The organism is Pseudomonas frederiksbergensis (assembly GCF_000802155.2).
GTDB lineage: Bacteria > Pseudomonadota > Gammaproteobacteria > Pseudomonadales > Pseudomonadaceae > Aquipseudomonas > Aquipseudomonas frederiksbergensis_A.
Genome location: NZ_JQGJ02000007.1, coordinates 182195 through 202355 on the forward strand (window position 1 = coordinate 182195; position 20161 = coordinate 202355).

Below are 20161 nucleotides of genomic sequence, written 5' to 3' on the forward strand. Positions count from 1 at the left end.
ACGGGAGCCCGACATGTTCCGTCCCAAGCTGTTGTTCACCAGCCTCGCCGCCATCGTCCTCGGTGCCTGCTCGCCCCAGGATCCGCAAGCGGTTACGTCGGCCGCCATTGCCAAGCAAGTGATCCTGCCGACCTACAGCCGCTGGGTCGAGGCCGACCGGCAACTGGCGACCAGCGCCCTGGCGTTCTGCCAAGGCCAGGAAAACCTGGAAACCGCGCGCGCCGATTTCCTCAAGGCGCAAAAAGCCTGGGCCGAGCTGCAACCACTGCTGATCGGGCCGCTGGCCGAGGGCAACCGCGCCTGGCAGGTGCAGTTCTGGCCCGACAAGAAAAACCTCGTCGGCCGCCAGGTCGAGCAATTGGTCAACAGCCAGCCGCAGATCGACGCCGCCGGCCTGGCCAAGTCCAGCGTGGTCGTGCAAGGGCTTTCGGCCTACGAATATCTGTTGTTCGACGCGAAAATCGACATGGCTGACAGCGCCCAGAAAGCCAAGTATTGCCCGCTGCTCATCGCCATCGGCGAACGCCAGAAGCAACTGGCCGAGGAGATTCTGTCGGGCTGGAACAGCAACGACGGCATGCTCGCCCAGATGAGCAAGTTTCCTAACCAGCGCTACGCCGATTCCCACGAAGCGATCGCCGATCTGCTGCGGGTCCAGGTCACCGCCCTGGACACCCTGAAGAAAAAGCTCGGCACGCCGATGGGCCGCCAGAGCAAGGGCGTGCCGCAACCGTTCCAGGCCGATGCCTGGCGCAGCCAGTCGTCACTGCAAGGGCTGGAAGCGAGCCTGAGCGCCGCCAGGACCGTGTGGGTCGGCGTCGACAACAAGGGCCTGCGAGGCTTGCTGCCCAGCGACCAGAAACCGTTGGCCGACAAGATCGACGCTGCCTACGACGCCTCGCTCAAACTGTTCGCCAGCAGCCAGCGCTCGCTGACCGAAATGCTCGGTGACGACGCTGGGCGCCAACAACTCAACGATTTGTACGACAGCCTCAACGTCGTCCATCGCCTGCATGAAGGCGAACTGGCCAAGGCGCTGGGCATTCAACTGGGCTTCAACGCCAACGACGGTGACTGATCATGTTTCGACGTCAGGTCCTGGCACTCGGCAGCTTGCTGCTGGGCGCCGTCACCCTGGGCGGCTGGACGCTGTTCAAGCAAAAGGACAAGAGTCCGCTACTGCTTTCGGCACGGGACGATAGCGACGGCAATCACTTTGCCGTCGGCTATCGACTGGACGGCACCCGGGCGTTCGCTACCTGGGTCAGTCAGCGCTGCCATGACATCATCAATCACCCGACGCTGCCGATCGCACTGTTCGTCGCCCGCCGTCCGGGCACCGAAAGCTATTTGATCGACCTGCGCGACGGGACGCTGCTGCAGACCCTCGCTTCGCTGCCGAACCGGCATTTCTACGGCCATGCGGTGATCCATAAGAGTGGCGAGTGGCTGTATGCCACGGAGAATGACACTCGCGATCCGGGCCGTGGCCTGCTGGGCGTGTACCGTTTCGAAGGCGAGCGGCTGGTGCACAACGGCGAGATTTCAACCCACGGTATTGGTCCCCATCAAGTGTCGTGGATGCCCGACGGTGAAACGCTCGTGGTGGCCAACGGCGGGATCCGCACCGAGGCCGAGAGCCGGGTCGAGATGAATCTCGACGCCATGGAACCGAGCCTGGTACTGATGCAGCGCGATGGCACTTTGCTGAGCAAGGAAACCCTCGCCCAGCAAATGAACAGCGTGCGCCATTTGGGTATTGCCAGCGACGGGACCATCGTTTCCGGCCAGCAATTCATGGGCGCGGCGCACGAGCCGTCGCAACTGCTGGCGATCAAGCGTCCGGGCCAACCGTTCCAGGCGTTCCCCGTGCCCGAACATCAGTTACAAGCCATGGGGCACTACACCGCCAGCGTCGCCGTGCACAGCGAACTGCGCCTGGTGGCCCTGACGGCACCACGGGGCAACCGCTTTTTCATCTGGGACCTGGACAGCGGCGAGGTTCGCCTGGATGCGCCTTTGCCGGACTGCGCAGGGGTCGGCGCGGTGGCCGACGGTTTTGTCGTGACGTCGGGCCAAGGGCGTTGCCGCTATTACGATTGCCGGCAATCACAATTGGTTGCCAAACCGCTGGACCTGCCGGCGGGGCTCTGGGACAACCATTTGCATCTGATCTGAGCAGGAAAGCGAAACCCAACGGTGCAGGGGGGCTTTGAAATTTCGGAAAAATCCCACGCACCACGGACCCGACAGCATCTGGAATACCCTGCGTACTCAGGGTAATGTGCCCGCCTATCTTTAGTTTCTCTCAGCTCTTTTCCAAAGGAAGTGGAACATGCTGCGACGCCGCATGCTGATCATGTTGGGTGTTGTCCTGCTGGTGGTGCTGTTGCTGGCAGGCTACAAGGCCTTCTCCATCTACCAGCAGATCCAGATGTTTTCTGCCCCGAAACCGCCGGTCAGTGTTGCCGTGGCCAAGGCCACCGAGCAGCCCTGGCAGTCTCGCCTGCCCACCGTTGGCAGCCTCAAGGCCTCGCAAGGCGTTGACCTGAGCCTGGAAATAGCCGGGACGGTACAAAAGCTGCAGTTCGAATCGGGACAAAAGGTCAAGGCCGGCCAACCGCTCCTGCAACTGGACAGCGAAGTCGAAAGCGCCCTGCTGGAAACCGCCCAGGCCGACCTCGGCCTGTCACAGCTGGATTTCGGCCGAGGCCGACAACTGGTGGGCAGCCAGGCGATCTCCAAAGGTGAATTCGATCGGCTTGCAGCCCAACTGAAGAAAAACCAGGCCACCGTCAACCAGCTCAAGGCATCGCTGGCGAAGAAACACATCGTCGCGCCTTTCAGCGGCACCATAGGCATTCGCCAGGTGGACGTTGGCGACTACCTGGCCAGCGGCACGGTAATCGCCATCCTGCAAGACCTCAGCAGCCTGTACGTGGATTTCTATGTCCCGGAACAGACGGTGCCTCGGCTCGCCGTTGCCCAGCCAGTCAATGTCAGTGTCTCGGCCTACCCAGGCCAGACATTCGTCGGCACCATCAGCGCCATCAACCCCAAGGTCGAGGACACCACCCGCAACGTGCTGGTGCGCGCCACCCTCGCCAACCCCGACGGCAAGCTGTTGCCGGGCATGTTCGCCAACCTGCAGGTGATCCTGCCAGATATGGCTGCCGGCATCGTCGTCCCGGAAAGCGCCGTGACCTACACGCTTTATGGCAATTCCATGTATGTGGTCACCCAGAAGAAAACCGCCGACGGTAACGTCGAGAAAGATGACAAGGGCCAGCCGATCCTGATCGCCGAGCGGCGCTTCGTTGAAACCGGCGAGCGTCGCGACGGGCAGGTCCTGGTCACCAAGGGCGTGCACAGCGGTGAAGAAGTGGTGATTGCCGGCCAGCTCAAACTCGACAACGGAATGCCCATCGCCATCAGCGACGACAAGACGCTGACCGAACAGAACAGCACGCCACGCGCGGACTGATCAAGGAATCCCCATGGCTTTTACCGATCCGTTCATCCGCCGCCCGGTGCTCGCCACCGTGGTCAGCCTGTTGATCGTGCTGCTGGGCTTCCAGGCCTGGAGCAAGCTTCCCCTGCGTCAGTATCCGCAAATGGAAAACGCCCTGATCACGGTGACCACGGCCTACCCTGGGGCCAACGCCGAGACCATCCAGGGCTATATCACCCAGCCGATGCAACAGAGCCTGGCCAGTGCCGAGGGCATCGACTACATGACCTCGGTCAGCCGGCAGAATTTCTCGGTGATCTCGGTCTATGCCCGCATCGGCTCCAACAGTGACCGGCTCTTCACCGAACTGCTGGCCAAGGCCAACGAAGTCAAGAACCAGCTGCCACAGGACGCCGAAGACCCGGTACTCAGTCGTGAGGCAGCCGATGCCTCGGCGCTGATGTACATCAGCTTCTTCAGCAAGGAACTGAACAATCCGCAGATCACCGACTACCTGTCGCGGGTGATCCAACCCAAGCTGGCGACCCTGCCCGGCATGGCTGAAGCGGAGATCCTGGGCAACCAGGTCTTTGCCATGCGCCTGTGGCTGGACCCGGTCAAGCTTGCGGGCTTCGGGCTGACGGCTGCCGACGTGACCAATGCCGTGCGCCAGCAGAACTTCCTTTCCGCTGCCGGCGAAGTGAAAGGCGAGTACGTCGTTACCAGTATCAACGCCAACACCGAACTCAAGTCCGCCGAAGCGTTCGCCGCGATCCCCCTCAAGACCGACGGTGACAGCCGCGTGTTGCTGCGGGACGTGGCGCGAGTGGAAATGGGCGCCGAAAACTACGACACCATCAGCTCCTTTGGTGGCACGCCCTCGGTGTACATCGGCATCAAGGCCACGCCCGGCGCCAACCCGCTGGACGTGATCAAGGAAGTGCGCAAGATCATGCCGGAAATGGAAGCCCAGCTCCCGACCAACCTCAAGGCCGAGATCGCCTACGACGCCACCCTTTTCATCCAGGCCTCCATCGATGAGGTCGTGAAGACCCTGTTCGAGGCGGTGCTGATTGTCATCGTCGTGGTGTTCCTCTTCCTCGGCGCCTTGCGCTCGGTGCTCATCCCGGTGGTGACCATTCCACTGTCGATGATCGGCGTCATGTTCTTCATGCAGTTGATGGGCTATTCCATGAACCTGCTTACCTTGCTGGCCATGGTGTTGGCGATCGGCTTGGTGGTGGACGATGCGATCGTGGTGGTGGAAAACATCCATCGGCATATCGAGGAAGGCAAGACCCCGTTCGACGCCGCGATAGAAGGCGCCCGGGAAATCGCCATGCCGGTGGTCTCGATGACCATCACACTGGCGGCGGTGTATGCGCCTATCGGTCTGCTCGAAGGCCTGACGGGGGCATTGTTCAAGGAATTCGCCCTGACCCTGGCCGGGGCGGTGGTGATATCCGGCATCGTCGCCCTGACCCTGTCGCCGATGATGTGCGCAATGCTGCTGCGCCATGACCAGAATCCCTCGGGGCTGGCCCATCGGCTGGACGTGATCTTCGAACGCCTGAAGAGCCGTTACCAGCGCATGCTCCATGGCACGCTCGAAACCCGGCCAGTGGTGCTGGTGTTCGCCGTCATCGTCCTGCTGCTGATTCCTGTGCTGGTCATGTTCACCAAATCCGAACTGGCGCCAGACGAGGACCAGGGCATCATCTTCATGATGGCCAACGCGCCGAAGACAACCAACCTCGATTACCTGAACGCCTACACGGATCACTTCATCACGATCTTCAAGGAGTTCCCCGAGTATTACTCGTCCTTCCAGATCAATGGCTACAACGGCGTGCAATCGGGCATCGGCGGCTTCCTGCTCAAGCCGTGGAACGAACGAAGCCGCACCCAGATGGAAATCCTGCCCGAAGTCCAGGCCAAGCTGGAAAGCATCCCTGGGCTGCAGATTTTCGGCTTCAACCTGCCCTCGCTGCCTGGCACCGGCGAAGGCTTGCCCTTTGAGTTCGTCATCAACTCGCCGAAGGACTACACGACGCTGCTGCAAATTGCCGAACGGGTCAAGAAACGCGCGCTGGAGTCGGGCAAGTTTGCCTTCATGGACATTGACCTCGCCTTCGACAAACCCGAGGTGGTCGTGGACATCGATCGCGCCAAGGCTGCCCAGATGGGTGTCTCCATGCAGGACCTGGGCGGAACCCTGGCGACGTTGCTGGGCGAATCGGAGATCAACCGCTTCACCCTTGAAGGGCGCAGCTACAAGGTCATCGCCCAGGTGGAGCGACCGTTCCGGGACAATCCGGACTGGCTGAATAATTACTACGTCAAGAATGCCCAGGGCGAGTCGCTCCCGCTTTCGACGTTGATCAAGGTCAGCGACCAGGCACGACCGCGGCAACTGAACCAGTTCCAGCAGCTCAACGCCGTGACCATTTCGGGGTTTCCCACCGTGAGCATGGGCGAAGCCATCGAGACCGTTCGACAGATTGCCCGCGAGGAAGCACCGGTGGGGTTCGCCTTCGATTACGCAGGGGCTTCGCGCCAGTTCGTACAGGAAGGCAGCGCCTTGTGGGCGACCTTTGCCTTGGCCCTGGCGATTATCTTCCTAGTGCTGGCGGCGCAGTTCGAGAGTTTCCGGGATCCGCTGGTGATCCTGGTAACGGTGCCTTTATCGATTTGTGGCGCATTGATTCCGCTGTTCCTTGGTTGGTCGAGCATGAACATCTATACCCAGGTGGGGCTGGTGACGTTGATCGGCCTGATCAGCAAACACGGCATCTTGATCGTTGAGTTCGCCAACCAATTGCGCAAGGAACAAGGCCTGAGCCCACGCGAAGCCGTGGAGCAAGCCGCGTCGATTCGCCTTCGGCCCGTACTGATGACTACAGCGGCAATGGTGTTTGGCATGGTGCCGTTGATCCTGGCCACCGGTGCCGGGGCCGTGAGCCGCTTCGACATCGGGACGGTGATCGCAACGGGTATGTCGATTGGCACCTTGTTCACCTTGTTCGTATTGCCTTGCGTCTACACATTGCTGGCAAAACCGGACAAGCGTTAAGACACGTTGCCGGTGCGATGCTGGCTGGCGTGCAAAAACAAAGGCCTCGCAATTGCGAGGCCTTTGTTTCAATCGAAGCTCAACTCTGAGGTTTCATGCCCTGGGATAGGCCAAACATGAACAACAACAGATCGCTGTCCGGTCGGATCGCCTCGCTGGCCTTGGCAATCCGAGGCACAGGACAATGAACGCCAACCGTGGAGGCGCTGAGAATCTGCGAGCGCGGCTGTTCCCATACCGCTACCGCCATTGATGCAACTGCCAGGGCTCCGACCAAAAACAAACCTCTAGCAATTTCTACTTTCATCGCTACAAACCTTTGATAGCGCTGCCAAACGCCGCTGTATAAAAATAGACGAGCTTTTCCCAATCACCATCATGGAACGACGAATGGCGCCGTAGCTGCTTCATGTCATGGGAGGCGGCGCTTCGGGCAGTCAAGCGTTGACGGCTTTTTTCCAGGTCCAGCAATGCCACCTCGGCCTTGGTCGACTCGCCATCCCCTGTCACTCGAACGAATACATGCTTGATATAGAGACAACCATGCTGCCAACGCGCCTTGTGCATGCGGGCCAGGTCTTCTGCCAACGCCTGGAGCACACAGTCATGCACGGCCTCGCCATGACGTTCGCGGCCGCCTGCGGCGTACCAATGCTCGATTTGCTCGAAGCCATCCAGTGCATGGGTAATTAGCAGTGCGCGCCACTTATGTACCGGATCCCTCTGCGCTCCGCAGAAAACGATTCGCGGTACGGTGATGTTGAGCTCCGTCAGCGCCGCCAGCGCTTGTTCTTCACGCAACACAGTGGGACGGCCGAAGGGGTATAGCAGGCTACGGTAGATGTGGCCGGTCTGGCGTTTGGAATAGAGCAGTCCGCCGTCACTATGGATCCGCTGCACACCGCTTTCACCGCCTCGCCGCGTATTGGCTGGCTCCACCCATTCACCGCTCAGACCCCAGAAATGCTCAAAGCAACCACGGGAAACCGTCGGGGCTTCCGTTGCCAGTACAACCATACCCGTTACCCCTTGCGTAAGACATAAACTCGCCACATGGCATACAACGGTAGGAAATCCAGGCGTTCCTGGATGCGAAAGCCAGCCTGTCGGAATTCACCCTCGACTGTAGCGACAGGTAACACAAATCGGTTCTGGTAGTCTTTCTGCCCACGAGTGCGCTCGAGACGCTTGCGTTTCCAAGCCTTGAAATTCCCATCAACCCACAATGAAACGATCACACTGTCGCGGCTGACACGCCCGAATTCACGCAGCATGGCCAGTCGGTGCGCGGGCTCACCAATGTGGTGCAACAAGCGCATGCAAAAAATACTGTCGACGGCGTTATCAGGCAAGGCAATGTCGAACGCAGACGTGTGCAAAAGCTGTACCCGATTTACAAAATCGGCGGGTTGGAGGTTCCTCGCCGTTTGCAACATGGCTTCGGAATTATCCGCGCCGATGATGACCCGATTCGTTTTTTCGGCCAGCAACGACCAGAACCGCCCGGCGCCGCAGGGAAGGTCCAACACCAAGCCAGGATCACCGGCCAACGCCAGGGCGCGGCGGGCCAGTTGGTGGTCGCGACGGTTTGAGAGGCGGCGGCTCAAGCCGCTGCGGTGTTTATGGCAATACTGCCTGGCGTGCTGTTCGTCATACTTTACGGAAAAATCCAGCTCGATGGTCTTGGGCATGGGGGGCTCTGCGTTATAGAAAGGAGCCCACCCTATGAACAGCTGCGTCATCGCTTCGTGAAAAAACCGTTACGGAACTGAACAAGTCGTTTCAAGATTTTCCGAAGCACCTCTCACCTCTTTGGATCCAGCTCCACCTCGAAACGGCAACCGTTCGGCTCCATTGTGCTGAGGCTCACTGTCCAACCCTGGTCCTCACAGATTCGTTGCACCAGCGAAAGACCCAGCCCCAAGCCCTCGCCTCGCTTTTCATTGCCGCGCACGAACGGCTCGAACATCGCCTCGCGCTTCTCTTCGGGAATGCCCACGCCGCTGTCCTCGACCACAAATCCAGTGGCCGTCAGGGAGACGCGAATAAACCCCTGGTCGGTGTAATGCAAGGCATTGCGCAACAGGTTGCCCATGACGGCCGTCAGGAAGGTGGCGTTGTATTGCGTATCAGCGGTTTGCCCCGGTTCGAAGACCAAACTCAGGCCTTTGGACTCGATCGGCGCGCGCCAGACACCCAGCAGGTTTTCCGCAACCTGTCCAAGGGTCGACCGAGGGGAGATTGCATTGTCTTCGCGCTGGGCCCGGGCAAGCATGAGGAACGTCTGCACCAATTCGCGCATTTCTTCACTGGCGCGGTTGATGCGCTCGACCTGGGTACGACCCCGCGGGTCGAGCGCCGGGTTCTCCAGCAGCAATTCACAGGAAGTGGCCAGCACCATCAACGGAGTACGCAGCTCATGGCTGACGTCACTGGTGAACAATCGTTCACGGGTCAAGGCCTGGCGCAGTCGCCCCAACGTCGCATCGAACGCCACGGCGAGCTCGCCCACTTCGTCGGCGGCATAGTCCGGAGCGAGCGGCGGAGCAAGTCCGAGGAGCTGGTCGCGATGCCGAACCTGGCGAGCCAGGCGCACGACCGGCGCCATCACCCGGCGTGCCAGCACCCAACCGAGGAATACCGCCAGCGCCAGACTGAGCACGAAGCCCACCAGCACCACGGCGAACAGTACCCGCTCGCGCTCTTCGAAATCGCTCTGGTCCTGGAGCAACACGTAATGCCGACCGTCGACGATTTCCACCATGGCGTGATAGGACAGTTGTTCGCGAAACACTTCGTGAAAACCACGATCCAGATGGCGCAGGTCCTTGGGCAATTCGAAATCACCTGGGCCGCCGCTGAAATAGAACAACTGGTCGGGTTCGGGCCGATGGCTCCAGTCGGAAACGTTGTCCATCAGCAACAGGCGTTGCAGGTCTCCGCCAAGCCCGGCGGAAATCAGTTTTTCTTCAACCAGGTGAACGGTTGCCACGATGCCCATGGCAAACGCGCCTGCCACCAACGCGCTCATTAACGCGAACGCAATGATGATCCGCTGGGCAAGGCTCTGCTTAAACTCCATCCCGGCCCTCGGCCAAGCGGTAACCGACGCCGTGCACCGTGTGCAGCAACGGTTTCTCGAACGGTTTGTCGATCACTTGGCGCAGTTGGTGGACGTGGCTGCGCAAGCTGTCGCTGTCCGGGCAGTCATCGCCCCACAAGGCCTCTTCGAGAATTTCGCGTCGCAATACATGGGGGCTTTTCTGCATCAGTACCGCCAGTAACTTGAGGCCTACGGGGTTGAGCTTGAGTAGCCGACCTTCGCGGGTCACTTCCAGCGTGTCGAGGTCGTAGCTCAGGTCGCCGACCTGCAACGCCCGCCGCCCTCCGCCCTGGGCGCGACGCATGACCGCTTCGATCCGCGCCGCCAGCTCGGACAACGCAAAAGGCTTGACCAGGTAATCGTCGGCCCCGGACTTGAAGCCCTGCAGGCGATCGTCCAGTTGGTCACGCGCGGTGAGCATGATCACCGGCGTATCGCGCCGCGCGTCTTCACGCAAGCGCTTGCACAAGGTGTAGCCATCGATGCCCGGCAACATGATATCGAGCACGATCAGGTCGTAGTGCTCGGTGGCGGCCAGGTGCAATCCCGACAAACCGTCCTGGGCACAATCGACGGTATAGCCCTTTAGCCCCAGGTAATCGGCCAGGTTGGCCAGAATGTCGCGGTTGTCTTCGACCAATAGAATTCGCATGGACATCTCTCCTGCACACGTAGGCAATCGTCGTGGCCCGCGCAGCTTAAGGCCAAGCGTGTTTCACGGCTAGGGTTGTCTCGACCCGGGAAGGGGCATTGACGAGTTTTTCACCCGGCATTCACGCCTGCCCAACGCGACGCGGACCAGACTGCGCGCAACCTGCTGCTCAAGAACATTTCATCGAAGGTATCGACCATGGTTTGCGCCACCAATCGCCCTGCTTCCAGCCCCTTGAATTTCAGGATCGCCCTGGGGCTTCCCGCTGTTGTCGCGCTAGCGCTGGTGCTGCTGGAGCTGACGACGCTGGACATGGACCTGGCCCGGCTTTTCTACAGTGCTGACGGTGGATTCATCGGTCGGCACAGCTTTTTTCTCGAAGACCTCCTGCATGACCGGGCCAAGCAGATGGTCATCGGGTTCTCCGTCCTGGCAGTCGCAGGGTTTATCGCTTCGTTTTTTATCGATCGGCTCAAACCGATCAAGCGTGAACTGGGCTGCCTGGTCTTGTCGCTGGCGCTGGCAACGGCCTTTGTCACGCCGCTGAAAGCGGTGACGGCGGTGCAATGCCCTTGGAGCCTGAAGGAGTTTGGCGGCAAGGAAACCTACAGCGAATTGCTGAGCCCGCGCCCGGCCACCGACAAACCTGGCCGTTGCTGGCCCGGCGGTCACGCCGCCACCGGTTTCACACTGTTCGCGTTGTTCTTCGTGCTGCGGGATCGCCGCCCGCGCCTGGCCCGTCGTTCCCTGGTCTTCGCCTTCACCCTGGGCACGGTGTTCTCCATCGGTCGGATGATGCAAGGGGCGCACTTCTTTTCCCACAACGTCTGGACAGCGGTGTTCTGTTGGCTGATTTGCCTGGGGTGCTATTACTTCGTGCTGTACCGACCGGCTCCTACGCCAGAGCGCATGGCCCTCAACCATCCCGCGAATGCCTGAGCATAAATCCCAATGCGGGATTGGTGCGGCTTCAAGACCGGGACAAATCCAAAATCAATAAAAAACCCCGCTGGCTTTCGCCGGCGGGGTTTTTCGCTACAGGGGTAAGGCTGGCTGTCGGGTAAGAGACGGCCATTGCTGACCGTCCCTCCCCTAAGAACTGTACGTGCGAGTTTCCCCGCATACAGCTCAAGCCTTTGTAAGCCCACAGACGTGAGCCGACAGCCTGAGCGACCTATCGGAACTCACTTGACCCGAGACAGCTTGGGTCTACGTTGTTCCTTGAGGTGTTCGCTCATAGTCTGCTCGATCACTTTTTGAGCGAATTTAGCCATGTGCGCATCGTACCCACCGTCGCGACTCGTCGCATGGAGGATCGCCGCAGTACCTGACAAAACCCGTCCATCTTTTACCACTTTCAGACTGCACTTGTTCTGGCTCATCGAAGGCCCTCCCCAGTCATTGACTGGGTAGAGGATGGCTGTAAATCCATACGATGGCAAGAGGCCGTACTGTCACGAGAGTGTAGCTGTCGATGGCAGTTGGGATGCAACAACACAAGATTGTCCAGCTCGTCGCCTCCGCCCATGTGCCGCTCGATAACATGGTGGATGTTCCACCCGCTTTCGAACGTAATTAACTGCTTGCACATCGGGCAGCGCTTGCTCTGGCCAAGCCACAACGTCAGCGTCTTCCGCTTCCCTTCATCCGAACTCCGCCACGCATATTCCAGCCGTTGCTCGAAGTACATCTCGTCCTCTGGGGCGTACGGGTTAGCCTCCGCCTTGATCTTGGTGTGCCGCTTGATCGGCGTATCGCTGGCGTACAACAGGTGGAGCAGTTTGCCGCTGGGGTGTAGCCCGGTGAATACCCAACTGCGTGTTCCCACACGCTTGAAGTATTTTGCCTTGATCCAACGTTTGCAGCGATTCAGATGTCGCCGTCTGCACCATCGCCATAGCAATTTCCAGATCCTGTAATCCACGTAGTTGAAGGTCTGCTTGGCGACAATCGGCCGATGATAATTGGCCCAACCCCGAATGACTGGATTGAGTTGCTTGATCAACAGACTGGCCGGTGCCGCTTTGTTTGCTTCAACCAACGCCTTAACCTTGGCCAGAAATGCTTTCACGTTCTTGTGGGCTGGCTTTATCAGCAGCTTGTCACCGTACTTGCGAATATTCTGACCGAGGAAATCGAACCCATCCGCTACGTGCGTGAACAGCGTTTTCTCCACCGCAAGGCTCAACCCCCGCTCGTCCATGAAGGCTTCGACGAGTGGCTTCACCTCGTTTTCCAGCAGCTCTTTCGAGATGCCGGTGATGACGAAATCGTCTGCGTACCGCACATAGTTGACCTTGGTCTTGTAGCTGGCTTTGGTATTACGCTGCCCGAACCGAGATTCGAGCTCCTTTTCCAGTCCATCAAGGGCCAAGTTGGCCAATACTGGCGAGATGATGCCTCCTTGCGGAGTTCCCGCCCCGATTGGGTTCAATTGACCGGATTCCATATATCCCGCCTTCAGCCACCTCCTTAGAACCACCTTGTCCATCGGGACGTTGGTGATCAGCCAGTCGTGACTGATATTGTCGAAGCACCCCTTTATATCCCCCTCCATGACCCACTGCGCAGAGTGCTTGCGACCGAGATTGACGAACAATTGCTCGATTGCATCTGCCGTGGAGCGATGAGGACGAAAGCCATAGGAGTTTCGGTCGGCTGTGGTCTCGGACACCGGTTCGAGGGCAAGCAGGTATAACGCCTGCATTGCTCGATCCAACATCGTAGGAATCCCCAGCGGTCTGCGCTGGCCATTTGCCTTGGGAATGTAAACCCGCCGCAGTGGTCGGGGCTTGTAGCCCCTGCGCTCTAACCGAAAAACTGCCTTCCATTTGCTTTCAGGCGTACTCCAGGTTTCCCCATCGACGCCGGGAGTCCTGCGACCCCGGTTTTCAGTGACCCGTTTGACTGCCAATGTCTTGGCTGCAAACGAGCGAACCAGCATCCGCTGCAAGGTTTTCACCTGCCGCCATTGCCGATTCTTGGCTGCCTTCGCGATCCGTACCTGTAGCCCTCGCACCTGTCGATGACCTGTTTCCCAGTCTATCGAATGCCAACTGGTGGCCAGATGGGAGGACGCAGGTACTTCTATTTCAGACGCACTCATCTTGCTGTTCCTCCAGAGAAGATTTCCCCAGTGGGCAGCAGACGCACGTCTCCCCTGTGGGGGAGTGAGTGCACTGCCCCGCAAGGGATTTCTATGAATTGGACGCAGCCGGTCAGACCGACCAACGTCTGTTCTTGATGGCTTTACAAGCCTTTTCGCGATCAAAGACCAGTCGGAAGTCAGCACCGTTTCCGGTTGGGGCAACAGCCCCTATCCAACCCCATTACAGGGTGGCATTCGCTTTTTCCGACATCCTCTACCCGCACTTTCAACAGTCTTCCTCACGGTCGACCTGCCTTGCCATACAGGCCAATGGCAAAAATACGGGCTTACCGAGTTCCATAACCGTCACAAGGATGGGTTAGGCCCTGCCTATTCACCGATGACTCAATGTCAGCGTGCCCCCAGATGTAAAAGGGACAACCAGTCATGCACCATTTTGGTCAAAGCCTATCAGCAACTTTGGCTCCATGCGGTTGACGGTGTTTATCAGCAGTTCACTTACGTTGGCCATACCAACCAGCCTAGCGTCTCGCCCGCGTGTTGCTCGCAGGGTCTGCATGGTGCCTCGCGGCGATCACACACCACAAACATCATGGGACTACATTGTCAGGAAGCTTCGCACCCCGCCGTTACCAGCGACGCACTATCCCTAGGCTACTTTTGGCTGAACAAAAGGTCTCGTGCCTTTCTACCTTGCGGTTTCCAGGTGAGACAATGACAGCTATGGCTTGCGCCCTATAGATAGGAGCAGGCCAGCTCTTTGGACACGATTTCCCATACCTCCCTCGCAGTATTTCAAAATCTGCAAGATCAGTACGCATATCGTTCTGATGATTTCCTGAGAGAAAATCACGATATATAGGCGACATTGCGCCGAATTCTAAGCACCTTGGGGGTGCCGGAAATCCGGGCTTTACCGCCCGGATTTCGGGTTTTTTAAGCTGTTTCTGCGGGAAAGTGGCCACCGGTTCAACCGGTGACCACCTAGGATGTAGCCCGCTAGGTGCTTCTACCTATAGCGACTCTCGTCGCACTACATCATGCCGCCCATGCCACCCATGCCGCCCATGTCTGGCATGCCGCCGCCAGCTGGAGCGTCTTCCTTGATTTCAGCGATCATCGCCTCGGTGGTGATCATCAGGCTGGCAATCGACGAAGCCGCTTGCAGAGCCGAACGAGTCACTTTGGCTGGGTCCAGGATACCCATTTCGATCATGTCGCCGTATTCGCCGGTAGCAGCGTTGTAACCGTAGTTACCCGAACCCTGCTTGACCTTGTCGACCACTACGCTTGGCTCGTCGCCGGAGTTGGCAACGATCTGGCGCAGTGGAGCTTCAACAGCGCGACGCAGCAACTGGATACCAACGTTCTGGTCGTCGTTGTCGCCTTTCAGCTCGCTGATGGCTTGCAAGGCACGAACCAGTGCCACGCCGCCGCCAGGTACCACGCCTTCTTCGACGGCTGCGCGGGTGGCGTGCAGGGCGTCTTCAACGCGGGCTTTCTTCTCTTTCATTTCAACTTCGGAGCCGGCGCCAACCTTGATCACAGCAACGCCGCCGGACAGCTTGGCCAGGCGCTCTTGCAGTTTTTCACGGTCGTAGTCGGACGAAGTCTCGGCCACTTGTGCGCGGATCTGGGTCACACGAGCCTGGATATCGGCGTCGTTGCCAGCACCGTCGATCACGGTGGTGTTTTCCTTGGACAGGATCACGCGCTTGGCGTTACCCAGGTGCTCCAGGGTGGTGCTTTCCAGGCTCAGGCCGATCTCTTCGGAGATAACGGTACCGCCGGTCAGTACGGCGATGTCCTGCAGCATGGCCTTGCGACGGTCGCCGAAGCCTGGCGCCTTGACGGCTGCGACTTTGACGATGCCACGCATGTTGTTCACGACCAGGGTCGCCAGGGCTTCGCCTTCGACGTCTTCAGCCACGATCAGCAATGGGCGACCGGCCTTGGCAACGGCTTCCAGCACTGGCAGCATTTCGCGGATGTTCGAGATCTTCTTGTCGACCAGCAGGATCAGCGGGCTGTCCAGCTCGGCAACCATGGTGTCTGGCTTGTTGACGAAGTATGGCGACAGGTAGCCACGGTCGAACTGCATGCCTTCTACGACCGACAGTTCGTTTTCCAGGCCCGAGCCTTCTTCAACAGTGATCACGCCTTCCTTGCCGACTTTTTCCATGGCTTCGGCAATGATGTCGCCGATGGAATTGTCGGAGTTGGCCGAGATGGTACCCACCTGGGCGATCGCCTTGGAGTCAGCGCATGGCTTGGCCAGGCCCTTGAGTTCCTTGACGATGGCGATGGTCGCCTTGTCGATGCCGCGCTTGAGGTCCATCGGGTTCATGCCGGCAGCGACGGCTTTCAGGCCTTCGTTGACGATCGACTGAGCCAGTACGGTCGCGGTGGTGGTACCGTCGCCGGCGTCATCGTTGGCACGGGAGGCAACGTCCTTGACCAGCTGCGCGCCCATGTTTTCGAAGCGATCTTTCAGCTCGATTTCCTTGGCTACGGAAACGCCGTCCTTGGTGATGGTCGGAGCGCCGAAGCTTTTCTCGATGATCACGTTACGGCCTTTCGGGCCCAGGGTCGCTTTTACTGCGTCAGCCAGGACGTTGACACCGGCGAGCATTTTCTTGCGGGCGGAATCGCCGAATTTAACTTCTTTAGCAGCCATGATCGATATTCCTTAAATACTTTGTAGTAGCGGGAAAATGAGCGGAAAAATCAGCCTTCGAGAACGGCGAGGATTTCGTTCTCGCTCATTACCAACAGGTCTTCGCCGTCGACTTTCACGGTGTTGCTGCCGGAGTAAGGGCCGAACACAACCTTGTCACCCACTTTCACGGCCGGCGCACGTACTTCACCGTTTTCCAGGGCCTTGCCTGGACCTACAGCGAGAACTTCACCGTGGTTGGCTTTTTCGGCAGCCGAACCTGGCAGGACGATACCGCCAGCGGTTTTCTTCTCTTCTTCGCTGCGACGGATGACGACGCGGTCATGCAGAGGACGAAGCTTCATTGTCGATCTCTCCTAATTTTGGTTTTCATCGGCCGGTGTAGTCCCGGCGGGTTTAACAAAAGCCGGCTGAGCCGGGGTGCGGTTCGTCAAGCGAACCGCGGAAGTCTGTCCAGTGTCGCCACCGGAAACCTTGCGGTGACCCATACATATGGGCGTGCAAGGGGATTACAAGGGCCAGGGGTAGAAATTTTTTGCTTGTGGTCGCGAAAACGAACACGGCGCCCGAAGGCGCCGTGGCGGGGTTTACTTGGAATCCCGGTGTTCGAACTCGCCTTCGATCACGTTAGGCTCGCGGCCCACAGGCTCACGCGGAGCCGGTCCGCCACGGGGTTGAAGATCATCGGCGAACGCTCGCTGGCGCATCGCCTGCTCTTCGGCGCGCTGGCGCATCTTATTGGCGAGCAACCGACGGGTAAACGGCAACAGCATGACCAAGCCCAGCACGTCGCTGATGAAACCTGGCAGGATCAACAGGCCACCACCCAAGGCCAGCATCAGGCCTTCGAGCATGGTCTGGGCAGGCAACTCGCCACGGCTCAGGCTTTCACGGGCACGCAGCGCCGTGGCGAGACCGGCGATACGCAGCACGAAGACACCGAGCATCGAGCCGAGAATGACCAGCAATAGCGCCGGGAAGAACCCGATCGCACCGCTGACCTTGACGAATACGAACAGCTCCAACACCGGGAACAGCAGAAAGAGCAACAAAAAAGGGCGCATCAAAGGGTTCCTCTACGCAAGAATGCCTTGCTATGAAACCTTAAATGACGTCGCCCTTTCGTGAATTCAAGCATCGACCTCGGCATTTTTTGGCCATTGCTGGGCGTGAGCCAGATAAACCAAGGCTTCGCGCACTTGTGTCGGCGTGTTGCAAGGGTTTGGAAACGCCAACCAATGCAGGCCGTGCCCGATGCGCAAGTGCATGCCTTCGCTGTCGATGCCGACCAGTTGCGCCGGTTCATTGTCCGGCAGGCCGCTCAATTCCACGTAATGGGCGATGGCATTGGCGTGATCGGCATTCATGTGTTCGATCATGCTGGCTTCGGCCCTGCCGGCGAAAGGGTTGGCCAGGGTGAGCTGGTCAATCCAGTGAATCGCGCCAAACCCACCAATGTAGCGATGGCGCACCGGGTCGAGTGCCCAGAAATCGAAGTCATGGGCCTTATGGTAGTTCTGCGACTCAGGAAAATAGCGGTAATAACGCTCGGCGGCGGCGTCGATGGCGACGCTGTCCTCGAGTTTGCGCGCCTCTGCCAGATAGGTCAGGCGCCCCACCGCCTGCACATCCTCGGCGCCGCGTTCGCCGACCAGCATCGAGCATTTGGGATCTTTTTGCAGATTATGAGTGTGCTGGGCGATACGGCTGATCAGGATCAGCGGCCGGCCTTGTTCGTCCAGGCAATAGGGCACCACGGAGCCGAACGGAAAGCCGGGCATGGATTTGGAATGGGTCGAGAGCATTCCGCGGTATTCCTTGAGCAGCAGTTCACGGGCATGCTTGGCAGCTTCAACGCTCAATTTATGACTCCTTTAATAAAATCCGTCTAGAAAACGGTCAAGCGAGTGGAGTAATGTTCCGCCACACCTGCGGGACTGTTTTCGCGTGCAGCCGGGCTACATCGCCGCGAATCGAGAGTCTCTCTGGAACAGTCCCCCTCCACCGCTGCGCCCTCTGGACATGAGAATGCAACTCACTGACAAAGTAATCATTATCACCGGCGGTTGCCAGGGCCTGGGTCGCTCCATGGCCGAGTATTTCGCCGACAAGGGCGCCAAGCTAGCGCTGGTCGACCTCAATCAGGAAAAACTCGACCAGGCGGTTGCCGCCTGCGCAGCCAAGGGCGTCGAGGCCCGCGCCTATTTGTGCAACGTTGCCAATGAAGACCAGGTGGTCGACATGGTCGCCCGGGTCGCTGAGGACTTCGGCGCGATCCACGGGCTGATCAACAACGCCGGCATCCTGCGTGACGGTCTGTTGCTCAAGGTCAAGGACGGCGAGATGACCAAAATGAGCCTCGCCCAGTGGCAGGCCGTGATCGACGTCAATCTAACCGGTGTGTTCCTGTGCACCCGCGAAGTGGCGGCGAAAATGGTCGAGCTGAAGAACAGCGGTGCGATCATCAATATCTCGTCGATCTCGCGCGCCGGCAACATCGGCCAGACCAACTACTCGGCCGCCAAGGCCGGCGTGGCCGCTGCGACCGTGACCTGGGCCAAGGAACTGGCGCGCTACGGTATCCGCGTGGCGGGCATCGCACCAGGCTTCATCGAAACCGAAATGACCCTGGGCATGAAACCGGAAGCCTTGGAAAGAATGACCTCCGTGATCCCGCTCAAGCGCATGGGCAAGCCCGAGGAGATCGCGCATTCGGCCGCCTATATCTTCGAGAACGACTACTACACCGGACGGATCCTGGAGATGGATGGAGGGATGCGGATCTAAACGCGCCACATATCCTCGGTGGGGCGAGCTTGCTGGCTCCACCGAGGATTGTGTTTCAAGGCATCAATCGTCGCTGACAGTGATGTTCGGCATCACCGGCGATGCGGCTTCCTGCAGCACGATCCGCGCGCCAACGTGGCGCGCGAGCTCTTGGTAGACCATGGCGATCTGGCTGTCCGGTTCGGCGATGACGGTTGGCTTGCCGCCGTCGGCCTGCTCGCGGATCACCATCGACAGCGGTAGCGAAGCCAGCAACTCGACCCCGTACTGGGTAGCCAGTTTCTCCCCTCCGCCTTCACCGAACAGATGCTCGGCATGCCCGCAGTTGGAGCAGATGTGCACGGCCATGTTCTCCACTACGCCCAGCACCGGGATGTTGACCTTGCGGAACATCTCCACGCCCTTGCGCGCATCCAGCAAGGCCAGGTCCTGAGGCGTGGTGACGATCACCGCGCCGGCCACCGGGACTTTCTGCGCCAGGGTCAGCTGGATGTCGCCGGTGCCCGGCGGCATGTCGATCACCAGGTAATCCAGGTCACCCCAGGCGGTTTGCGTGACCAGTTGCAGCAACGCCCCGGACACCATCGGCCCACGCCAGACCATGGGTGTGTTGTCGTCGGTCAGGAACGCCATGGACATCACCTCCACGCCGTGCGACTGGATCGGCACGAACCACTTCTGGTCCTTGATCTGCGGTCGGGTGCCCTCGGCGATGCCAAACATGATGCCCTGGCTCGGACCGTAGATGTCCGCGTCGAGAATGCCTACCTTGGCCCCTTCCCGAGCCAGGGCCAGGGCCAGGTTGGCGGCGGTGGTGGACTTGCCCACGCCGCCCTTGCCCGAGGCCACCGCGATCACGTTCTTGACGTTCGCCAACCCGGGAACCTGGGCCTGGGCCTTGTGGCTGGCAATCACGCGGGTGACGTCGACCTTTGCAGTTGTCACGCCATCCAGGCCCTCGATGGCCATCTGCAGCATCTGCGCCCAACCGTTCTTGAACAGGTCGGCGGCGTAGCCGATTTCCAGCTGGACGTTGACACGATCTCCGTGGATGTCGATGGCGCGCACGCATCCGGCGCTGACCGGGTCTTGGTTCAGGTAGGGGTCGGTGTACTGGCGAAGGATGGCTTCCACCGCTGCGCGATTGACGGCGCTCATGGGCAACTCCGATAGCAAGACTTGAAAAACAGGCGGCTATCCTACGCCGCGCGTGCTTTTGTGGCGACCCGATTACTGTCGCGCGGATATCTTTGTGGCGAGGGAATTTATCCCCTCGCCACAGTTGTGCTCTGCTGCTCCCGGCAATGCA

At 59.4% G+C, this 20161-nt stretch carries 18 protein-coding genes; 6 read left to right on the forward strand and 12 right to left on the reverse strand.

The annotated features are described in order from the left end of the window. Positions 1 to 13 precede the first annotated feature (13 nt). The 4 genes from JZ00_RS15560 (at position 14) to JZ00_RS15575 (ending at position 6524) form a co-directional block, all read left to right on the forward strand. Positions 14 to 1078 (forward strand): imelysin family protein, encoded by a 1065-nt coding sequence (locus JZ00_RS15560; protein ID WP_039591783.1) that lies wholly within the window; start codon positions 14 to 16, stop codon positions 1076 to 1078. A gap of 2 nt (positions 1079 to 1080) precedes the next feature. Next, complete coding sequence (locus JZ00_RS15565) at positions 1081 to 2178, forward strand: DUF1513 domain-containing protein (RefSeq protein ID WP_039591782.1); 1098 nt, start codon at positions 1081 to 1083, stop codon at positions 2176 to 2178. Positions 2179 to 2335: 157 nt separating this feature from the next. Further along, positions 2336 to 3484, forward strand: coding sequence for an efflux RND transporter periplasmic adaptor subunit (locus JZ00_RS15570; RefSeq protein WP_039591781.1), 1149 nt, complete (start codon positions 2336 to 2338; stop codon positions 3482 to 3484). 13 nt (positions 3485 to 3497) lie between these two features. Continuing rightward, a complete protein-coding gene (locus JZ00_RS15575; RefSeq protein WP_039591780.1) occupies positions 3498 to 6524 on the forward strand; it encodes a multidrug efflux RND transporter permease subunit in 3027 nt (1008 codons plus the stop codon). A 79-nt stretch (positions 6525 to 6603) separates the two neighbouring features. On the opposite strand, the gene JZ00_RS15580 is transcribed toward JZ00_RS15575, so the two are convergent. The 5 genes from JZ00_RS15580 to colR form a co-directional block, all read right to left on the reverse strand. Continuing rightward, entirely contained in the window at positions 6604 to 6831 is a 228-nt protein-coding gene (locus JZ00_RS15580; protein WP_039591779.1) for a hypothetical protein, read from the reverse strand. Between the two features lie 2 nt (positions 6832 to 6833). Next, positions 6834 to 7541: a lipopolysaccharide kinase InaA family protein gene (locus JZ00_RS15585; RefSeq protein WP_039591778.1), complete on the reverse strand. Its 708-nt coding sequence runs from the start codon at positions 7539 to 7541 to the stop codon at positions 6834 to 6836. 5 nt (positions 7542 to 7546) lie between these two features. Then, a complete protein-coding gene (locus JZ00_RS15590) occupies positions 7547 to 8215 on the reverse strand; it encodes a class I SAM-dependent methyltransferase (RefSeq protein ID WP_039591777.1) in 669 nt (222 codons plus the stop codon). A gap of 113 nt (positions 8216 to 8328) precedes the next feature. After that, the gene (locus JZ00_RS15595) at positions 8329 to 9606 is read right to left on the reverse strand and encodes a sensor histidine kinase (RefSeq protein ID WP_039591776.1); all 1278 of its coding nucleotides are present in this window, start codon (positions 9604 to 9606) and stop codon (positions 8329 to 8331) included. Next, positions 9596 to 10279: a two-component system response regulator ColR gene (gene colR / locus JZ00_RS15600; RefSeq protein WP_039591775.1), complete on the reverse strand. Its 684-nt coding sequence runs from the start codon at positions 10277 to 10279 to the stop codon at positions 9596 to 9598. The genes JZ00_RS15595 and colR overlap by 11 nt, the downstream gene beginning before the upstream one ends. Before the next feature lie 198 nt (positions 10280 to 10477). Here colR and JZ00_RS15605 point away from each other — a divergent pair, with 198 nt between their 5' ends. Further along, entirely contained in the window at positions 10478 to 11218 is a 741-nt protein-coding gene (locus tag JZ00_RS15605; protein ID WP_039591774.1) for a phosphatase PAP2 family protein, read from the forward strand. Between the two features lie 245 nt (positions 11219 to 11463). Here the strand turns inward: JZ00_RS15605 and JZ00_RS15610 are convergent, their stop codons facing one another. From JZ00_RS15610 to JZ00_RS15635, 6 genes are all read right to left on the reverse strand, one after another. Further along, positions 11464 to 11661, reverse strand: a complete 198-nt coding sequence (locus JZ00_RS15610) for a hypothetical protein (protein ID WP_039591773.1) — start codon at positions 11659 to 11661, stop codon at positions 11464 to 11466. Continuing rightward, a complete protein-coding gene (gene ltrA, locus JZ00_RS15615; RefSeq protein ID WP_082112096.1) occupies positions 11658 to 13385 on the reverse strand; it encodes a group II intron reverse transcriptase/maturase in 1728 nt (575 codons plus the stop codon). The genes JZ00_RS15610 and ltrA overlap by 4 nt, the downstream gene beginning before the upstream one ends. A 1036-nt stretch (positions 13386 to 14421) precedes the next feature. Further along, a complete protein-coding gene (gene groL, locus JZ00_RS15620) occupies positions 14422 to 16065 on the reverse strand; it encodes a chaperonin GroEL (RefSeq protein ID WP_030142514.1) in 1644 nt (547 codons plus the stop codon). 50 nt (positions 16066 to 16115) lie between these two features. Next, the gene (locus tag JZ00_RS15625) at positions 16116 to 16409 is read right to left on the reverse strand and encodes a co-chaperone GroES (RefSeq protein ID WP_039591772.1); all 294 of its coding nucleotides are present in this window, start codon (positions 16407 to 16409) and stop codon (positions 16116 to 16118) included. A 243-nt stretch (positions 16410 to 16652) separates the two neighbouring features. Further along, positions 16653 to 17129 (reverse strand): FxsA family protein, encoded by a 477-nt coding sequence (locus tag JZ00_RS15630; protein WP_039591771.1) that lies wholly within the window; start codon positions 17127 to 17129, stop codon positions 16653 to 16655. A gap of 66 nt (positions 17130 to 17195) precedes the next feature. Then, positions 17196 to 17927, reverse strand: a complete 732-nt coding sequence (locus tag JZ00_RS15635) for a HugZ family pyridoxamine 5'-phosphate oxidase (protein WP_039591770.1) — start codon at positions 17925 to 17927, stop codon at positions 17196 to 17198. Between the two features lie 166 nt (positions 17928 to 18093). Between JZ00_RS15635 and JZ00_RS15640 the strand changes: the two genes are divergently transcribed. Then, positions 18094 to 18852, forward strand: a complete 759-nt coding sequence (locus JZ00_RS15640) for an SDR family oxidoreductase (RefSeq protein ID WP_039591769.1) — start codon at positions 18094 to 18096, stop codon at positions 18850 to 18852. 63 nt (positions 18853 to 18915) lie between these two features. Here the strand turns inward: JZ00_RS15640 and apbC are convergent, their stop codons facing one another. Next, positions 18916 to 20010, reverse strand: a complete 1095-nt coding sequence (apbC, locus tag JZ00_RS15645) for an iron-sulfur cluster carrier protein ApbC (RefSeq protein ID WP_039591768.1) — start codon at positions 20008 to 20010, stop codon at positions 18916 to 18918. Between the last annotated feature and the right edge of the window lie 151 nt (positions 20011 to 20161).

Bases quoted from the DNA above. Each gene is read 5' to 3' on its own strand.
- JZ00_RS15625 (WP_039591772.1), bottom strand. From the start codon at position 16,409: ATGAAGCTTCGTCCTCTGCATGACCGCGTCGTCATCCGTCGCAGCGAA.
- colR (WP_039591775.1), bottom strand. From the start codon at position 10,279: ATGCGAATTCTATTGGTCGAAGACAACCGCGACATTCTGGCCAACCTG.
- JZ00_RS15565 (WP_039591782.1), top strand. From the start codon at position 1,081: ATGTTTCGACGTCAGGTCCTGGCACTCGGCAGCTTGCTGCTGGGCGCC.
- groL (WP_030142514.1), bottom strand. From the start codon at position 16,065: ATGGCTGCTAAAGAAGTTAAATTCGGCGATTCCGCCCGCAAGAAAATG.
- apbC (WP_039591768.1), bottom strand. From the start codon at position 20,010: ATGAGCGCCGTCAATCGCGCAGCGGTGGAAGCCATCCTTCGCCAGTAC.
- JZ00_RS15570 (WP_039591781.1), top strand. From the start codon at position 2,336: ATGCTGCGACGCCGCATGCTGATCATGTTGGGTGTTGTCCTGCTGGTG.
- JZ00_RS15605 (WP_039591774.1), top strand. From the start codon at position 10,478: ATGGTTTGCGCCACCAATCGCCCTGCTTCCAGCCCCTTGAATTTCAGG.
- JZ00_RS15575 (WP_039591780.1), top strand. From the start codon at position 3,498: ATGGCTTTTACCGATCCGTTCATCCGCCGCCCGGTGCTCGCCACCGTG.
- JZ00_RS15590 (WP_039591777.1), bottom strand. From the start codon at position 8,215: ATGCCCAAGACCATCGAGCTGGATTTTTCCGTAAAGTATGACGAACAG.
- JZ00_RS15610 (WP_039591773.1), bottom strand. From the start codon at position 11,661: ATGAGCCAGAACAAGTGCAGTCTGAAAGTGGTAAAAGATGGACGGGTT.
- JZ00_RS15630 (WP_039591771.1), bottom strand. From the start codon at position 17,129: ATGCGCCCTTTTTTGTTGCTCTTTCTGCTGTTCCCGGTGTTGGAGCTG.
- JZ00_RS15640 (WP_039591769.1), top strand. From the start codon at position 18,094: ATGCAACTCACTGACAAAGTAATCATTATCACCGGCGGTTGCCAGGGC.
- ltrA (WP_082112096.1), bottom strand. From the start codon at position 13,385: ATGAGTGCGTCTGAAATAGAAGTACCTGCGTCCTCCCATCTGGCCACC.
- JZ00_RS15560 (WP_039591783.1), top strand. From the start codon at position 14: ATGTTCCGTCCCAAGCTGTTGTTCACCAGCCTCGCCGCCATCGTCCTC.
- JZ00_RS15585 (WP_039591778.1), bottom strand. From the start codon at position 7,541: ATGGTTGTACTGGCAACGGAAGCCCCGACGGTTTCCCGTGGTTGCTTT.
- JZ00_RS15595 (WP_039591776.1), bottom strand. From the start codon at position 9,606: ATGGAGTTTAAGCAGAGCCTTGCCCAGCGGATCATCATTGCGTTCGCG.
- JZ00_RS15580 (WP_039591779.1), bottom strand. From the start codon at position 6,831: ATGAAAGTAGAAATTGCTAGAGGTTTGTTTTTGGTCGGAGCCCTGGCA.